The sequence below is a fragment of the Acidocella sp. C78 genome, assembly GCF_907164655.1.
Genome location: NZ_CAJQZK010000061.1, coordinates 14135 through 29674, shown reverse-complemented (window position 1 = coordinate 29674; position 15540 = coordinate 14135). Strand labels below are relative to the sequence as shown.

Annotated in this window: 16 protein-coding genes and 1 pseudogene; 4 read left to right on the top strand and 13 right to left on the bottom strand. The window is 58.1% G+C overall.

Features of this window, described 5'->3' with window-relative positions; genetic code table 11:
- Positions 1–119: 119 nt before the first annotated feature.
- The 9 genes from ACIDOCELLA78_RS83550 to ACIDOCELLA78_RS83510 form a co-directional block, all read right to left on the bottom strand.
- Entirely contained in the window at positions 120–290 is a 171-nt protein-coding gene (locus tag ACIDOCELLA78_RS83550) for a hypothetical protein (protein ID WP_201727841.1), read from the bottom strand.
- A 52-nt stretch (positions 291–342) separates the two neighbouring features.
- Positions 343–1437, bottom strand: a complete 1095-nt coding sequence (locus ACIDOCELLA78_RS83545; RefSeq protein WP_201727840.1) for an IS630 family transposase — start codon at positions 1435–1437, stop codon at positions 343–345.
- A 64-nt stretch (positions 1438–1501) separates the two neighbouring features.
- Positions 1502–2380, bottom strand: a complete 879-nt coding sequence (locus tag ACIDOCELLA78_RS83540) for a type II toxin-antitoxin system RelE/ParE family toxin (RefSeq protein ID WP_201727839.1) — start codon at positions 2378–2380, stop codon at positions 1502–1504.
- Entirely contained in the window at positions 2377–2814 is a 438-nt protein-coding gene (locus ACIDOCELLA78_RS83535) for a DUF6508 domain-containing protein (RefSeq protein ID WP_201727838.1), read from the bottom strand. Before ACIDOCELLA78_RS83535 ends, ACIDOCELLA78_RS83540 begins: the two co-directional genes overlap by 4 nt.
- Positions 2811–3449: a hypothetical protein gene (locus tag ACIDOCELLA78_RS83530; protein WP_201727837.1), complete on the bottom strand. Its 639-nt coding sequence runs from the start codon at positions 3447–3449 to the stop codon at positions 2811–2813. The genes ACIDOCELLA78_RS83535 and ACIDOCELLA78_RS83530 overlap by 4 nt, the downstream gene beginning before the upstream one ends.
- Before the next feature lie 19 nt (positions 3450–3468).
- Positions 3469–3981, bottom strand: a complete 513-nt coding sequence (locus ACIDOCELLA78_RS83525; protein WP_201727836.1) for a hypothetical protein — start codon at positions 3979–3981, stop codon at positions 3469–3471.
- A gap of 121 nt (positions 3982–4102) precedes the next feature.
- The gene (gene istB, locus ACIDOCELLA78_RS83520; RefSeq protein WP_201727488.1) at positions 4103–4849 is read right to left on the bottom strand and encodes an IS21-like element helper ATPase IstB; all 747 of its coding nucleotides are present in this window, start codon (positions 4847–4849) and stop codon (positions 4103–4105) included.
- A 17-nt stretch (positions 4850–4866) separates the two neighbouring features.
- Positions 4867–6393 (bottom strand): IS21 family transposase, encoded by a 1527-nt coding sequence (gene istA, locus ACIDOCELLA78_RS83515; RefSeq protein ID WP_201727680.1) that lies wholly within the window; start codon positions 6391–6393, stop codon positions 4867–4869.
- A 138-nt stretch (positions 6394–6531) separates the two neighbouring features.
- Positions 6532–7119 carry a hypothetical protein gene (locus ACIDOCELLA78_RS83510; protein WP_214006271.1) on the bottom strand — a complete coding sequence of 196 codons (588 nt, stop codon included), beginning with the start codon at positions 7117–7119 and terminating at the stop codon, positions 6532–6534.
- A 1-nt stretch (position 7120) separates the two neighbouring features.
- On the opposite strand from ACIDOCELLA78_RS83510, the gene ACIDOCELLA78_RS83505 reads away from it, so the two are divergent.
- The 4 genes from ACIDOCELLA78_RS83505 to ACIDOCELLA78_RS83490 all read left to right on the top strand — a co-directional run bounded on the left by ACIDOCELLA78_RS83505 (position 7121) and on the right by ACIDOCELLA78_RS83490 (position 10830).
- Positions 7121–7912: an IS5 family transposase gene (locus ACIDOCELLA78_RS83505; protein ID WP_201727834.1), complete on the top strand. Its 792-nt coding sequence runs from the start codon at positions 7121–7123 to the stop codon at positions 7910–7912.
- 107 nt (positions 7913–8019) lie between these two features.
- Positions 8020–9549, top strand: coding sequence for an IS21 family transposase (gene istA / locus ACIDOCELLA78_RS83500; protein WP_201727833.1), 1530 nt, complete (start codon positions 8020–8022; stop codon positions 9547–9549).
- Complete coding sequence (gene istB, locus ACIDOCELLA78_RS83495) at positions 9539–10333, top strand: IS21-like element helper ATPase IstB (protein ID WP_013641220.1); 795 nt, start codon at positions 9539–9541, stop codon at positions 10331–10333. Before istA (ACIDOCELLA78_RS83500) ends, istB (ACIDOCELLA78_RS83495) begins: the two co-directional genes overlap by 11 nt.
- A 77-nt stretch (positions 10334–10410) precedes the next feature.
- Entirely contained in the window at positions 10411–10830 is a 420-nt protein-coding gene (locus ACIDOCELLA78_RS83490) for a hypothetical protein (protein WP_201727832.1), read from the top strand.
- 36 nt (positions 10831–10866) lie between these two features.
- Here the strand turns inward: ACIDOCELLA78_RS83490 and istB (ACIDOCELLA78_RS83485) are convergent, their stop codons facing one another.
- The 4 genes and pseudogenes from istB (ACIDOCELLA78_RS83485) to ACIDOCELLA78_RS83470 all read right to left on the bottom strand — a co-directional run bounded on the left by istB (ACIDOCELLA78_RS83485) (position 10867) and on the right by ACIDOCELLA78_RS83470 (position 15479).
- Positions 10867–11619, bottom strand: coding sequence for an IS21-like element helper ATPase IstB (gene istB, locus ACIDOCELLA78_RS83485; RefSeq protein WP_201727831.1), 753 nt, complete (start codon positions 11617–11619; stop codon positions 10867–10869).
- A gap of 11 nt (positions 11620–11630) precedes the next feature.
- Positions 11631–13172 (bottom strand): IS21 family transposase, encoded by a 1542-nt coding sequence (gene istA, locus ACIDOCELLA78_RS83480; RefSeq protein ID WP_201727830.1) that lies wholly within the window; start codon positions 13170–13172, stop codon positions 11631–11633.
- Between the two features lie 142 nt (positions 13173–13314).
- Positions 13315–13979: pseudogene (locus ACIDOCELLA78_RS83475) on the bottom strand (transposase); the annotation flags it as partial.
- A 105-nt stretch (positions 13980–14084) separates the two neighbouring features.
- On the bottom strand, positions 14085–15479 hold the full coding sequence (locus tag ACIDOCELLA78_RS83470) for a hypothetical protein (RefSeq protein ID WP_201727829.1): 1395 nt from the start codon (positions 15477–15479) through the stop codon (positions 14085–14087).
- Between the last annotated feature and the right edge of the window lie 61 nt (positions 15480–15540).

The window sequence follows — 15540 nt, the reverse complement described above, 5'->3', positions numbered from 1 at the left end:
AATATACAACAAAATCATCTAAATTACAATAAAATTTCTAATAATATCAATATTTTGATGGCCAGTTCGGCAAGCCCGCCCGTTCGTGGCGGTCTTGGTTTTTCGCGGTGAACACGCGACTATCGGGACCGTCGGATCTTGCCGAGGCGCTCGCGGTTCTCCGCTTCCTGTGTCGCCTTGAGCAGATACTCGTGAAAGATCTCGGTCGCGACGATACCGTCCGCGCGGTTGTAGTGCTCGGCCATTACGTCCTCGCACTCGGGGGCAAGAACACGCACCTTCTTCGACATGGCGTCCGCCAGCGGCTGTGAAAAACTCGCTAGTGTGCCGATTCCGAAGTTCCTATGCAGAGTGATCGTGGATGGCGTTGGTGCGCTGGCAGAAGCGTTGGACGGCGGCGAGGATTTCGTCGGCTGACTTGACCCAGCGGAATGGCTTAGGGTCGGCGTTGCGGGCGTCGATATAGGCGGTGATCGCCGCCTCCAGTTCTCGGACGGAGCGGTGCGCGCCGCGGCGGATCTGGTCATCGGTGAGCATGCCGAAGAAGCGTTCGACCTGATTGATCCAAGACGCCGAGGTGGGGGTGAAGTGCACATGCCAGCGGGGCCGTTTGGCGAACCAGTCGCGGATCAGCTTGGTCTTGTGGCTCGACGCGTTGTCCATCACCACGTGCACGTCGAGATCAGCGGGGACATTCTTCTCAACCATGTCCAGGAAGCGGCGGAAGTCTGCGGCACGGTGGCGTGGCATGCACTTGCCGATGATCGTTCCGATCTTGACGTCAAGTGCGGCGAACAACGATGTCGTGCCGTGCCGCTTGTAGTCGTGGGTGCGACGCTCGGCTTGCCCGGGACGCAGCGGCAAGATCGGCTGGGAGCGGTCGAGCGCCTGCACCTGTGTCTTCTCGTCGACGCAGAGCACCACCGCACGGTCGGGCGGGTTCAAGTAGAGCCCAACAATGTCGCGCACCTTCTCGATGAACAGCGGATCGGTCGAAAGCTTGAATGTCTCGCTTCGATGAGGCTGCAGAGAGAAGGCCCGCCAGATGCGGTGCACGGTCGATGGTGCCAGTCCGGACGCCCGCGCCATCGACCGAGTGCTCCAGTGCGTCGCCGCCGCGGGCAGCTTCTCCAGCGTCGTCGTTATCACCTCGGCAATCTTGTCATCGCCGATCTTGCGCGGCGCGCCGGGGCGAGGTTCGTCGAGCAGGCCATCCAGACGCTTCGCGGCAAACCGCGTCCGCCAGGTCGCCACCGTTACCCGCGTGATCCGGAGTTTCTCGGCGATCCCGAGATTGCTCATGCCGTCGGCGGCCAGCAGTATAATCTCGGCGCGCATTGCGTCCCCGCGAGCGATTTTGCGCCGTCGGATGCGCGTCTGAAGTTCAATGCGCTCCTCGTCACTCAACTCGATCCGAACCGCCTGTCCCCACGCCATCCTGACACCCTCCGAGATCTTCAGCGATCACAGAATCACCTTTAGGGGCTTATGGCTAGATATTTCAGAGACGGCACACTAGCAAGACACGTGCATTGGGGTTCTCACGCGCCAGCCGGACGGCCCGATGGATCGCCACAATGGTCTTGCCGGTTCCGGCCGAGCCGGCAACGCGTGCCGGTCCAGCAAAGGAACGCTCAACGAGCGATCGCTGAGAGGGATGAAGAAACACCCCCCATTTTTCCCACGGGAACGCGAGCGCCTGCTCCAGCTCCTCCTGGTCGGCGATAGGCCTGATACGCCGCAGAGCGTCGGGATGCGCGAAAGGATCAGCGGAAGCCGGAGCAGGCGCGGGGGCAGGAAGCCGGCCCGTGGTTGCGTATTCGAGCAACGCCTCCACCGCTTCGGCCGGCAGGTGATCGGCGAGTGCAAAGAAGCGATCCTCGCTCGCCTGGCGCACATCAAACAGCCAATCTGGCGGCACGCCAATCGACAACAGGGCATCGTCCGCCACGTTTCCAAACAGCATCGCCGCGTTTCCTGGCGCTGTCGCCATATCGGGAGCATCTGGCGAAGCGGCAGCACGCGGCGGCACGACATCCTCGACAAGCTCGCGCATCTCAACAATCTGAATTGCACCGGTCCGCGGGTGTGCCACGATTCTACGCCGCTCAGCCCATGCATACGCATCGTCATGATGGCCGACATAGGCCAGCAGCAGGTCTGCTCCAGTCTTGTGAATGACGATGCGGATATCCTGGCTTACGCGCACGGACCAGAAATGCGGGTCCTTCGACCGATCGATCCTGTGAAGCTTCAGCCCAGGCCGCGATGGGTCGACCTGCAGGTCGAATACCGCTGTCTTCACGGCCTTTTGCTCCGGCGCGGCAAGACGCGCGAGGGCTGCGGTAAAGGCGTCGGCGATTCGGAATGTCGCGGTCACCCGGGCCGAGACTCCTTCGACAAGGCGTCGATCCTGCCGACGATCCGCAGGATGAGGCCGGAGTTGAACGCATCCAGCAGAGCGCCATCACAGAACCGATCCTGGCGAATCACGACGGTCAGCAGCCGTGCGATTTGCTCCGGCGTGGCCTTGGCGAGGACGCTCTCATCGTCGCGCAGCGACTCTGCTTCCTCGCTCCCCGACCAGGATGGCCAGTCGAAACTACCCACGACCCAATTGTTGTCATAGGCCGCCTGGACGAATGACGTCGCTTGGTCACTCAGAACTGCATAAGGAACCGAAAAGCTTCCATCCGGATTTGGCTCCGTCCCGCTCATCCTGCCTGGATCGAAATGCGGCGACTCAAATTCTGGAAGGAACCGGGCGAGAGCATCGATATTTTCCTGGCTGAAAGTGCCGCTATCCATGGTCATTCCCAATTGATCAGAGGCTCGGGTTCGTACGGTCTTCTTGGCGTTCGCCTGAACGCTTGGAAATCAAGAGAGCGCATCATGCCTCCCATCAAATCTTTTAAGCAATCGCAAACACCTCCAATAATTTCCCTTTCGTGTGCATCGGGAAACATCCTTCTGGCTTGCAACAGATGCTGCCAGAAAATCATATCAAATGCAGATGACTGTATCCAATCAACACTTTCACCATAGCCAGCTATCCACTCTACACTACGCCGGATTCCAACATCCCTCTCAAAGAAAAATCCAGCGTTATTCTCGTTTCCAAACAGGCACGCCCCAAAAAATATCCCTTTTATACTTCCACCGATACTATTTCTTAAAATATTATTTAGTTGTGTTCTGCTTATCCGATCAACTGAACCATGAATCCCATTATCGTCTCCATGCGCACCAATATAAATATAGTTTTTTCTTGTATTATTTCCACATACATGGCCTAATATTGAACGAAGCGTTTCGTTTGTGGCAAAATTTTCAAAATGATATTCATGGATATTTTCAAATTGCATTTCCATGAGTAAATCAAAAAGTCCTTTAACAGATATATTTCTATTATTTTCCCAGCGACCTTCAAGTACAACCAATCCACTCACTGTCTATTTTCCCCCTGTTTTATAAACCAAAAACCTTCATCACCTCATCGCCGAAGTGATTGATCACCTTTACTGCAATTCTTCCGCTCGCCGGTCGCTCGAACGGGCGGGACGTGTCCGAATAGAGGGTTGCCCATGCGTCTTCGTCGATATCGGCCTGTAGCGCCGTCTTGAGGCTCTTGTAGGGGTCGTTGGCGCCGAGGAAGTAGGCGTGGCGGACAAAGAAACTCTCTTCGTCATAATCGGTATCGATGAACCAGGCCGCGATGCCGGCTGTGTCGTTCGAGCGGATTTCGCCGGTGTTGGGGTCGAACACGTCGACGCCGTTTACCTTGACCCGGATTTTTTCGCCGCCATCGTCGAGGATTTCCACGTCCGGCTCGCCGAACACGACAAACATGTTGCCGCGCCCGGTGTTCTTCAGTTCGGCCGACATGTGCATGTCCGGATTGATCCGCGCCTTGATGATCTTCAGGCTGCCGAGATTGCCCAATTCGGTGGAGTGGGTGCGGATTCCGGAGAATTCGCCCATGGATTCCGATTTTAATTCGCCCACGATTCCGACGTTTATTCGCCCGGGGATTCCGAGATTTATTCGCCCGGGTAGCGGTCTCTGTGGCTGTTGATTTCGTTGCTCTCCTGTTCTCGTTGGGTCAAGCGGTTTTTGGGGTTTGCTTGCGGATCTTGCGCAGGCTTTCGCCGGTGAGTTCGATGCGGTGGGCATTGTGGAGCAGACGGTCGAGAATGGCGTCGGCGTAGGTCGGATCGCCGATCAGCTCATGCCAATGCGCCGGGGGGATCTGGCTGGTGATGATGGTGGCGCGGCGGCCGTAGCGATCCTCGACGATCTCGAGCAGGTCGTGACGGGCGCCGGCGTCGAGTGGAGCAAGGCCGAAGTCGTCGAGGATCAGTAGATTGACGGCACCGAGGGTGCGGATCATCCGGCCGTGACGCCCTTCGGCGCGGGCGACCGCGAGTTCTGCGAAGAGTTTGGGGGCGCGCTGATAGAGCACGGTCCTGTCATCGCGACATGCCTTGTGACCGAGGGCACAGGCCAGCCACGATTTTCCGACCCCTGTCGGCCCGCTCAGGACGAGATTGTCGTGCGCGTCGATCCACTCACCCTGGATCAGCTTCTGGAACAGAGCCCGATCGAGGCCGCGGGCACTCCGGTAATCGACATCCTCGATTGCAGCGTCATGGCGCAGCCTGGCATGGCGCAGCCTTGTGCTCAACCGCTTGTCACGTCGGACGGTGATCTCGCGGTCGAGCAGAAGACCGAGCCATTCGGCGTGACTGAGGCTGGGGGTTTCGGGATTGGCGTGCAGCTCGGTGAACGCGCGGGCCATGCCTGCAAGACCGAGCTGGTGGATCTGATCGAGGGTCGGATGGTTCAGCATGAGGCTTCTCCTTGTCATCAGTGGAAATATCCGCCGCCCCGGATGTTGGGGTGGCGGATCGGGGTGGGATCGGGACTGGCGGTGCCGGCGGCTCGCTCCAGCCGGTTATCGAGGATGGATTTGACCGAGCCGTAGGTCAGGGTGCCGATGGTGAGCGCGCGCTCGGCCGCGGCATCGAGCCGGTCGGCGCCAACACTGCGGGCCAGGCGAAGGATGCCGATGCAGGCGCGGAACCCCTGCTCCGGATGAGGCCGGCGTTCGAGGATCAGGGTGCAGAGTGTCGCGACCGAGGGACCAAGCCGTGCGGCTTCCTGATGGATCCGTGCGATGGTCCAGTCGCCATAACGCCGGTGGCTCGAGGGCATGTGCTCGGCGATCGTCGTGTGTTTGCCGTTACCCGGCCTGCGTGCGTGCACGGCGATCCGTTCGCCACGGAGAAAGATCTCGACCGTGCGCACGGTGAACCGGGCCTCGACCTCGGCGCGGGCGTGCCGGTAGGGGACGGAGTAAAAATGCTTCTCGATCTCGACGTGATAATCGATGCCGACCCGCCGGCGCCGCCATTGCGCCAGCACATAGGGTTCGGCCGGCAGTTCCTTCAGCGCGGGACGATCGAGTGTTTCCAGCAGATGCCGTCTTGTCGCCCCCAGGCGACGGACGACCCGCTCCTCGTTCAGCCAGCGGCAGAATTCAGCGATCGCGGCATTCAGTTCGGCGAGGCCGTAAAATGCCCGGTTGCGCAGCTTGCCCAGCAGCCACCGCTCCGCCAGCAAAACCGCCACCTCGACCTTCGCCTTGTCACGCGGCCGCCGCGGCCGCGCCGGGAGAATGGCCGTGCCGTAATGGCGCGCCATATCGGTGTAGGTCCGGTTGACCTGTGGATCGTAGAGGCAGGCGCGGATGATCGCGACCCTGGCGTTGTCGGGCACCAGCAGCGCCGGCACGCCGCCAATTGCTGCCAGAGTGCGATTATGCGCCTCGATCCAGTCCGGCAGGGTCTGGGTCCAGGTCGCCTCAGCATAGGTGAAGCTCGATGCGCCGAGAACGGCGACGAAGATCTGGGCCGCACGCGTCTCGCCGGTGAGCCGGTCGATCACCACCGGCACCGTGTCGCCGGCATAATCGACGAACAGCTTCTCGCCCGATGCGTGGGTCTGGCGCATCGTCACCGGTAGCCGGGCTTCCCAGCTCCGGTAGAGCTCGCAGAACCGGCTGTAGCGATACCCATCCGGGTGCTCGGCAATATACTCGTCCCACAGGATCGACAGCGTCACGTGCTTGCGCTGCAACTCGCGGCGGATACGCCCCCAGTCCGGCTCATCCACACGTCGATGCCCCGGCCGCTTGCCCACCGCGCCGTCGAACAAGCGCCTTTCCAATGCCGCTTCGGACAGCGCCAGAGCCCCTGGCCCATCGAGCCCGGCCGCCTCCAGTCGCCGCAGCGTCAAGCGCACCGTCGATGCCGCAACCCCGACCCGGATCCCCACCTGGCGGGTCGAAAGCCCCGCCATCCTCAATCTGACAATCTCGCGCACATCGCGCATCGCAATCCGCTCCACTGGCATTCATCCGCTCCCTCGATCAGCCAAAGGGAGGGAACCTGAACCAGCCAGCAGAGACCTCAAGCCAACCCGGCCAACCCCGCCCGCCTGGGCGAATAAAAGTCGGAACAGGTGGGCGAATTAATCTCGGAATAGGTGGGCGAATAATTCCCGGAATCCCGGGCGAGTTAATCTCGGAATCCCGGGCGAATTGAGCCCGGAATCAGCAGAGTGGGCGTCGAAATTGAAGGCGCAGGCGATCAGCACGTCGAACCGCGCATCCGCGGCCTCGCGCGCGGCGGCGACGATGTCCTGCCGGCCGACGGTGCCGTATTCCGGGCCGATCAGGATGGCGGCGCGGCGCTCTGCGCCGCTTTCGCCTTCGATGAACGTGCCCTCCGCGCCGATATATTTGCCTGGCCAGGGCGAGAGGCTCTCGAAGCTGATGCGGTCCCCTTTGGCATGCTGCTTGACGCCCTCCGCCTTGAGATAGTCGATGACGATGGCGGCAAAATCCTGGCCTGCGCGGGTGGCGTCCGCCGGTGCGGCATCGCTGAGCAGCTCCTCCTCGCTGGCGGGCAGCACGCGGTGGGGCGAGAGGCTTTCCACTGTGAACGGGCCGGCGACGCGCACGCGGGCATTGTCGGTGTAAGAGCCGGACCGAAAAAGATAGTTGAGCGATTTCAGTAAGTTGTGATTCAGTTCGTTTGCGAAGACGGACGGAGACACGATGACCTGGACTGAAATCGCTCGGCGACGATATTGCCGGGCCGGATTGCGCTACGCAAGCGACCTCACCGACGCTGAATGGGCCATGATCGAGCCGTTCATGCCCGCTCCGCAGCATCGAGGCCGACCCCGAAGGGTGGCGCTTCGAAGGATTGTGGAGGCCATCTTCTACATGCTGGCAACCGGCTGTCAGTGGCGCCAGATCCCGAAGGAATTCGCTCCGTTCACCACCGTGCAGGGGTATTTCTACCGCTTCTGTCGTGACGGCACGTTCGATCGCATCAATCACGTCCTAGTCATGCAGGCGCGGGAAATGGCCGGACGCGAGGCTTCGCCCACAGCCGGTGTGATCGACAGTCAGTCGGTCAAGACCACCGAAGCCGGCGGGCCGCGCGGGTTCGATGCCGGAAAGAAGATCAAGGGCCGCAAGCGCCACATCATCACAGATACAATCGGCCACCTCGTCGGTGCCGTCGTTCATCATGCCGGTATTCAGGACCGCGACGGGGCGCCCGACGTGCTCAAATCCGTCAAATCCCTGTATCCCTGGTTGCGGCACATATTCGCTGACGGCGGTTATGCCGGTCCTAAACTCAATGGACGCCTCGCCAAAATCGGCAAATGGACCATACAGATCGTAAAGCGCTCCGACGCCGCGAGCGGGTTTGAACTCCTGCCGCGGCGCTGGGTGGTAGAAAGAACCTTCGCCTGGCTCGGCAGATGCCGACGTCTCGCAAGGGATTTCGAGGCCACCGTTACCAGCGCCACCGCATGGCTCTTCCTCGCCTGTTGATTTCCGCTGAGATCTGACCCGGGAAGGCCGGATTTTTCCACTGAGATTTGACCCATGTTTGACTGTTTCCCCGTCTGGAAGAGGCGGGGGCGAACGGAGTGTTGGACATGGCGTTTTTGAGCATTATCCGCCGGTGGCATAAGCGTGAGCATGTGCCGATCCGAGAGATTTCCCGGCGCACAGGCGTGTCGCGGAACACGATCCGCAAATATCTTCGGTCTGATGTGATTGAGCCGAAGTTTCAGGTTCTGGACCGGCCGAGCAAGCTTGATCCTTATGCCGAGAAGCTTTTGGCGTGGCTGCGCCGTGAAGCTGGCCGGCCGCGCAAGCAGCGGCGGACGGTCAAGCAGCTATACGGTGATCTCGTCAGCCTGGGCTATGACGGTTCCTACAATCGTGTGGCGGCCTTTGCCCGGGCTTGGAAGGGGGAGTGCCAACGGCTGCAGCAGACCGCCGGCCGGGGAACCTTCGTGCCCTTGGCCTTTGCGCCTGGCGAGGCGTTCCAGTTTGACTGGAGCGAAGATTTTGCGATCATCGGTGGCGTCCGCGTCAAGTTGCAGGTGGCGCACACCAAACTGTCGCATAGCCGGGCGTTCATTGTTCGGGCCTATCTGCTGCAGACACATGAGATGTTGTTCGACGCGCATAACCACGCCTTCCAAGCTCTCGGCGGCGTACCGCGGCGCGGGATTTACGACAACATGCGCACCGCCGTTGACAAGGTCGGCCGTGGCAAGGAGCGCAGCGTCAACGCCCGCTTCCTGGCGATGACCAGCCATTATCTCTTCGAGGCCGAGTTCTGTAATCGGGCCGCCGGTTGGGAGAAGGGGCAGGTTGAGAAGAACGTCCAGGATGCACGCCACCGCCTGTGGCAGTCCATGCCTCCGTTCGAAAGCTTGGACGCCCTGAACGACTGGCTGGAGCGGCGCTGCCGGGAGCTGTGGGAGCAGACCGCGCATGGCAACGAGCCGGGAACCATTGCCGATGTCTGGGCCAGCGAGGTTGAGAGCCTCATGCCTGTGGGCCGTCCGTTCGATGGGTTCGTGGAACACACCAAGCGGGTCTCCTCGACCTGCCTGATCCACTTGGAGCGTAACCGCTACAGCGTGCCGGCCTCTTTTGCCAACCGGCCGGTCAGCCTGCGGGTCTATCCCGACAGGCTGGTGGTGGCGGCGGAGGGGCAAATCATCTGCGAGCATCCGCGCATCATCGACCGGACGCACAACGGCCCAGGGCGCACTGTGTATGACTGGCGGCATTATCTGGCGGTGATCCAGCGCAAGCCGGGCGCCTTGCGCAACGGTGCGCCGTTCCTGGAATTGCCCGATGCCTTCAAGCGGCTGCAGCAACATCTCCTGCGCCGTCCTGGCGGTGACCGGGAGATGGTGGAGATCCTGGCCCTGGTGCTGCACCATGACGAGCAGGCGGTGTTGGTGGCGGTGGAACTGGCGCTGGAGGACGGCGTGCCGTCCAAGACGCATATCATCAACCGGCTCCACCGGCTGATCGACGGCAAACAGGCTCCGCTTCCGGTCATCACCGCGCCACAGGCACTGACATTGGCCAATGAACCCAAGGCTGACGTCGAGCGCTACGATAGCTTGCGCCAATCTGAGGAGGCCCGCCATGCGTCATGATCCCGCCACCGGCGCGCTCGTCATCATGCTGCGCAGCCTCAAAATGCACGGCATGGCACAGGCCGTCGATGAACTGGCCCAGCAGGGTGCCCCGGCCTTCGAAGCCGCCATCCCGGTACTCTCCCAGTTGCTCAAGGCCGAGACCGCTGAGCGCGAGGTCCGCTCCATGGCCTATCAGTTCAAGGCCGCCCGCTTCCCGGCCTATCGCGACCTGGCCGGCTTCGACTTCGCCAGCAGCGAGGTCAATGAGGCCCTGGTCCGCCAGTTGCATCGTTGCGACTTCATCGAACCCGCCGACAATGTCGTGCTCGTCGGCGGCCCGGGCACGGGCAAAACCCACATCGCCACCGCGCTCGGCGTGCAGGCCGTCGAGCATCACAAAAAGCGCGTCCGCTTCTTCTCCACCGTCGAGCTGGTCAATGCTCTGGAGCAGGAAAAAGCTCAGGGAAAGGCTGGGCAAATCGCCGGCCGTCTGATCCATGCCGACCTCGTCATCCTCGATGAGCTTGGCTATCTGCCCTTCAGCGCCTCAGGCGGAGCTTTGCTGTTCCATCTGCTCAGCAAGCTCTACGAGCGCACCAGCGTCGTCATCACCACCAACCTGAGCTTCAGCGAATGGTCCGCCGTCTTCGGCGACGCCAAGATGACCACCGCGCTCCTCGATCGCCTCACCCACCACTGCCATATCCTCGAGACCGGAAATGACAGCTTCAGGTTCAAAAATAGCTCCGTGCAGAAATCCCAAAAACGAAAGGAGAAAAATCCAGCCTTGACCCCATCATGAAACTCAAATCATAAACTATGGGCGGGTCAAATCTCGATGGAATTCCCGGGTCAGATCTCAGCGGAAATCAACAGATCATGGCGAAGGATCGCTATGGCTGCGCGACACACCGGCGGAAGGGAACATGCGCGAACGGCGCAACGATTTCCCGACAGAGGATCGAGGCGCGGGTGCTTGGCGCGCTCAAGGAGAAGATGGTCACGCCGGACCTGGTCGAGGACTTCATTCGCACCTTCGAGGAGGAGGTCAGCAAGGCCGGCCAGGAGCGGGTGAAGCGTGAGCAGCGGACCCGCGATCGCCTCGGAGAGATCGAGCGCAGCATCAAACGGATCATCCGGGTGATCGAGGATGGCGGTTATGTCCGCTCAATGACCGACCAGTTACGCGCGCTGGAAGCCGAGCAGGATGCGTATTCCGATGAAGCCGGCCATGCATTCCGAAACGAAGCCGGCCACCGTTCCGATTTGAAGCCGGCCACCTGCGCGTCGTTCGGTTAGGTCACATGTTAAAGATCGTCTTGTCCTTTCCTGGGGTCAAGCTTGCATGGTGACGGTAGCGGGGTTTTTCTTTTTGCGGAGGCTCTCGCCGGTCAGTTCGATCCGGTAGGCGTTGTGGACCAGTCGATCGAGAACGGCGTCGGCGATGGTGGGATCGCCAATGATTTCGTACCAGCGATCGACCGGCACCTGGCTGGTGATGATGATGGATCGGCGGTCGTGGCGGTCCTCGACGATTTCGAGCAGGTCACGGCGCTGATCCGCGTTCAATGTCTCCGGCCCCCAATCGTCGAGGATAAGCAGATCGACCCGCGCGATCTGGCGGAGCGTTGCGGCGTACCGGCCATCGCCGCGCGCCAGAGCCAATGCGGCGAACAGTCGCGGGACACGGTGATAGGCGGTGGACAAATCCTCACGGCATGCTTTCTGACCGAGGGCGCAGGCGATCCAGCTTTTGCCGACGCCGCAGGGACCGGTGATGATCAGATTATGCTTGGCGCGGATCCAGTCGCATCCGGCGAGTTTGAGGAACATCGCGCGATCCAGACCACGTGCGGTCCGATAATCGATATCTTCGACGGTGGCCGCCTGGCGCAGCTTGGCCACGCGGGCCAGCCGCTCAAAACGCTTCTGCCGCCGCAGCGTTGTCTCGTGATCGAGCAGCAACGCCAGCCACGCGGCATGATCGAGGCTGGCGGTCTCGGGATGCGCCCCAAGATCCTTGAATCCCTTGGCCATGCCATGCAGGCCAAGGTCGTGCAGTTGATCGAGGGTCGGATGGGTCAGCATGGTTGGTCCTTTCAATGAAAATAGCCGGAACCACGGAGATTGCCGTGGGTAATGACCGCCTGGGGCTCGCCCGCCGCGGCGGTTGAACGATCGAGCTTGTTGGCGACGATCGAGGCGAGACTTTTGTAGGTGAACGCACCGATCGCGACGGCGCGGTCGGCTACGGCCTCAGCGCGGGCGGGTTCGAGGTCCTTGAACAATCGGAGAATCCCGAGACAGGTCCGGAACCCCTGTTCGGGATGCGGCCGGCTGGCGAGGATGGCGGTGATCAGCCCTTCGGTATGCGGGCCGATGGAGGCGCCCCAGCGGCGGAATCGCTCCGGCGTCCATTCGGCGTAGCGCCGGTGGGCACTCGGCATGTGCTCGATATCGGTGCCATGCTTGCGGCCGCCGTAGCGCCGCTGGTGAACCGCAATGCGCTTGCCGTGGTGGAATATCTCAATGCCGCGTTCGGTCGCGCGGGTATTGACCTGCTGGCGGATCAGTTCATGCGGCACCGAATAGAAAAACCCGCAGACCTCGACGTGATAATCCAGCGCGACCCGTGCCAGACCCCATTCGGCGAATTCATAGTCGGATGCCGGCAACGCCGCGAGCGCGGGCCGCTCGATCGTCTCGAAGAGATGCCGGCGGCTGACGCCGATCCGGCGCATGACATAGTCGTTGATCCGATCGACCATGCAGGCGATCGCCTGGTTGGCTTCGGCCAGCGAGAAGAACGTCTGCCGGCGCAGGCGCCCCAGGATATAGGTTTGAGCAAAGCGTACCCCGGATTCCACCTTCGCTTTATCGCGGGGCCGGCACGGACGCGCAGGGAGCACGCCGACCCCGTAATGTGACGCCATGCGCCCGTAGCTGAGGTTGATCTCGGGATCGTAGAACGATGGCTTGTTGACGCCGGACTTCAGATTATCCGGCACTATCAGCCGCGGAACACCGCCAAATGCGCGGAACATGCGGACATGCGCGCCAATCCAGTCCGGCAGCGTCTGGGTCCAACTCGCCTCCGCATAGGTGAAGCTCGATGCGCCGAGCACGCCGACGAAGATCTCCGCCTGTCGAACTTCGCCACTCGCCCGATCGACAATGCCAATCCGCTTGCCGGAATAATCGACGAAGACCTTGTCGCCAGCACGATGATCCTGGCGCATGACCGGTGACAGGCGGGCCTCGAATTCCCTGAACAGTTCGCAGAACCGCGAATATCCGTAACCGTCCGGGTGCTGGTCACGGTACTCCTCCCAAAGCACCTGCAGATTCACCCCAGGCCGCTTCAGTTCGCAGACCAGTTCGTCCCAGGCCGGCTCGGCACGGCGCCGCCCCCCCTGCTTGTAGCCACTGCGGGCAAACAGCCGCTCTTCGATCGCCGCATCGGTCAGCTCGGCCGGCACCGGCCACGCCAACCCCGCCTCCTGTGCCCGCTTCAAGTTATCCTGGATCGTACTGCGCGCCACACCGAGCATCCGCCCGATCTCCCGCGCGCTGATGCCGTCCCCGGCAAGCCGTAACATCTGTCGTATCTGCCGCATCGTCAGCTCTCTCCTGGCCGGCATCCAATCCTCCACGTGGTTGATCACGAGAAGGCAGATGCCCGAGTCGCTGACCCAGCCAAATAACGCTCAAAACCTCAGCCAGGTGGCCGGAATGAAATCGGAATGCCGGCCGGCTTCAAATCGGAACGGTGGCCGGCTTCACCTCGGAATACCTGGCCGGCTTCAATCGGAATCCGCACTCGGATTGCTCCAGCGCCATCTCGACGATCTGGTCCTGCACCTCGGGCGCGATGCGGTTCCACACCCGGCCAGGCGCGCAAGGCCGATCCTCCAGCCCCTCCGGTCCCCCATCGAGATAGCGGTCATACCAGCGGTAGAACGTCCGCCGGGCGATGCCGAGTTGGTCCAGCGTGCGCTTGGCGGGCAGGTGCGCTTGCTCGACGATCCGGATGATTTCGAGTTTCTCCGATGCGGGATACCTCATGCGTCGTCGTCCCCATCCGCGATCATGCTTTTTTTGAGCAGGCGGTTTTCGAGCGTCAGATCGGCAACGCATTCCTTCAGGGCACGGGCTTCGCGGCGCAGGTCCTGCACCTCGCCGGTGGTCGCGGCACGGGCGGTGTCGCCAGCCAGGCGGCGCTTGCCGGCTTCCATAAATTCCTTCGACCAGGTGTAATACAGGCTCTGCGCGATGCCTTCCTTGCGGCATAGCTCGGCGATGCTGTCCTCGCCGCGCAGGCCATCAAGCACGATGCGGATCTTGTCCTCAGCCGAAAAATGCCGCCGGGTCTGCCGCCGGATGCCCTTCACCACCGCTTCCGCAGGGGACTTGGCTGGCGATCTTTTCAAGGAGGGTTGGGGCTTCATCTTCGTTCCTTCGTCACGGCGACGAAGCCCCAACCCTCCTTAAATCACAACCTCAAATCTGTGCCATTGGTGCTGACGCGGGACACTTATATTAAAAATTAATATCTAAAAAACTTTTTTATATAAATAAGTTCCTTCACCAACTTCTGAATATATCAATCTATATCCATAATTATACATATAATCATCTATTGATAAACTATAGTTTTTTTCAATCAAAATTGATTGACTATTAAAAAGAAAATGTCTTATAATATCAATTTTTTTATTGAAATTTAATATGTTTATTACCACTAAATCAAAATATTTTATATTTTTTATGTAATCATTTAAATTTTTATTACCATCAGAAGCAAGATCTTCAATGGTCATTTCTAATACGTGAAAATTAATATGATTCACAATTAAGTTTTTCTGAAAATTTAAAAAATTTTTGTTTTTAAAATCTACCGTCCACACTTCGTAATCGTCGATACCACAAAGACCAACCGAAAAATATCCAATATCCCCGGATAAATCTAAGATTTTTTTAGGAGTTATATTTCTTTTTATAAAACTTAGCAACCTTTCATTATGAAATATTCCATGATTTTTTATAAAAAATCCAATATCATCATTTTGCAATATCAGAGGTCGGCCAAACTTTAATTTTGTAAAATACTCATTTTTTCTAACAATTTTACAAAAATTATCTATAAAAAATTCAGTAATTTTTGGAATGCCGAATTTATTTATCATATTTTTAATTTGATCGTCATTTTTTCCTCTTACATTTATATTAAAAAGACTTTTATTTTGATCTGGATTTATATCTATAAAATATCTGTCTCCAATAACAGAAGCACAATTACCCTTCATTGTATGCATAAACCAAAACCAAATATCATCTGCAGTAGGGCATAGTTCCATTGCTAAATAAATATCTAAGATGCGGTCATCAAAAGATTCGGGGGGGTATAATACACCCCCTACTCCCGTTGGAAAAACCAACGGCGATTTTATTTGGCAAAAATTTTCTTCTGGAGTATCTATAATCCATTTATTGTATTCTTTTAGTTGTCCATTACAATCATATTGAATTAGATGCGCTCTATGGGCAACAATACCATTTATATTTTTAAAAGATAAAATTAATTCTTCAAGCCAAGTTGGCTTATATAATACATCATCATCTGCTGTTACTAAGTATTCATTTGGAAACTCAATTATAGAAGGTATAAGTTTATTATAAGATTTCCAATCTTCATTTAATTTTCTAACTTCAAAAGTACCATTTATTAATTCAATAATTTTTCTTGGCAATAAATTATATTCATTTTTGAATACCCATAATATAATTTTATCTGGTTTAATGCTCTGATTTAATAGAGAAATAATTGTAAAATAAACAGTTTGAAATCTGTCCGGATAAGATGTAAGACTGATGATTATTTTACTTTTCAAATCGTGATTTTTAATTATATTTGGCTTAATTATTTTGAGTAGATTTTCAATGTTCATGCTGCGATCTCACTCTCATGATTGAACCGCCCCGGGTTTACCGGAGGCCATTTGGGTTAAG

Excerpts from the sequence above, each read along its gene's own strand:
- ACIDOCELLA78_RS83525 (WP_201727836.1), bottom strand. The coding sequence starts at position 3,981 with ATGGGCGAATTCTCCGGAATCCGCACCCACTCCACCGAATTGGGCAAT.
- ACIDOCELLA78_RS83545 (WP_201727840.1), bottom strand. The coding sequence starts at position 1,437 with ATGGCGTGGGGACAGGCGGTTCGGATCGAGTTGAGTGACGAGGAGCGC.
- istB (WP_013641220.1), top strand. The coding sequence starts at position 9,539 with ATGCGTCATGATCCCGCCACCGGCGCGCTCGTCATCATGCTGCGCAGC.
- istB (WP_201727488.1), bottom strand. The coding sequence starts at position 4,849 with ATGCTGAACCATCCGACCCTCGATCAGATCCACCAGCTCGGTCTTGCA.
- istA (WP_201727680.1), bottom strand. The coding sequence starts at position 6,393 with ATGCGCGATGTGCGCGAGATTGTCAGATTGAGGATGGCGGGGCTTTCG.
- ACIDOCELLA78_RS83550 (WP_201727841.1), bottom strand. The coding sequence starts at position 290 with ATGTCGAAGAAGGTGCGTGTTCTTGCCCCCGAGTGCGAGGACGTAATG.
- ACIDOCELLA78_RS83535 (WP_201727838.1), bottom strand. The coding sequence starts at position 2,814 with ATGACCATGGATAGCGGCACTTTCAGCCAGGAAAATATCGATGCTCTC.
- ACIDOCELLA78_RS83505 (WP_201727834.1), top strand. The coding sequence starts at position 7,121 with ATGACCTGGACTGAAATCGCTCGGCGACGATATTGCCGGGCCGGATTG.
- ACIDOCELLA78_RS83490 (WP_201727832.1), top strand. The coding sequence starts at position 10,411 with ATGGCGAAGGATCGCTATGGCTGCGCGACACACCGGCGGAAGGGAACA.
- ACIDOCELLA78_RS83470 (WP_201727829.1), bottom strand. The coding sequence starts at position 15,479 with ATGAACATTGAAAATCTACTCAAAATAATTAAGCCAAATATAATTAAA.
- istA (WP_201727833.1), top strand. The coding sequence starts at position 8,020 with ATGGCGTTTTTGAGCATTATCCGCCGGTGGCATAAGCGTGAGCATGTG.
- istA (WP_201727830.1), bottom strand. The coding sequence starts at position 13,172 with ATGCCGGCCAGGAGAGAGCTGACGATGCGGCAGATACGACAGATGTTA.
- istB (WP_201727831.1), bottom strand. The coding sequence starts at position 11,619 with ATGCTGACCCATCCGACCCTCGATCAACTGCACGACCTTGGCCTGCAT.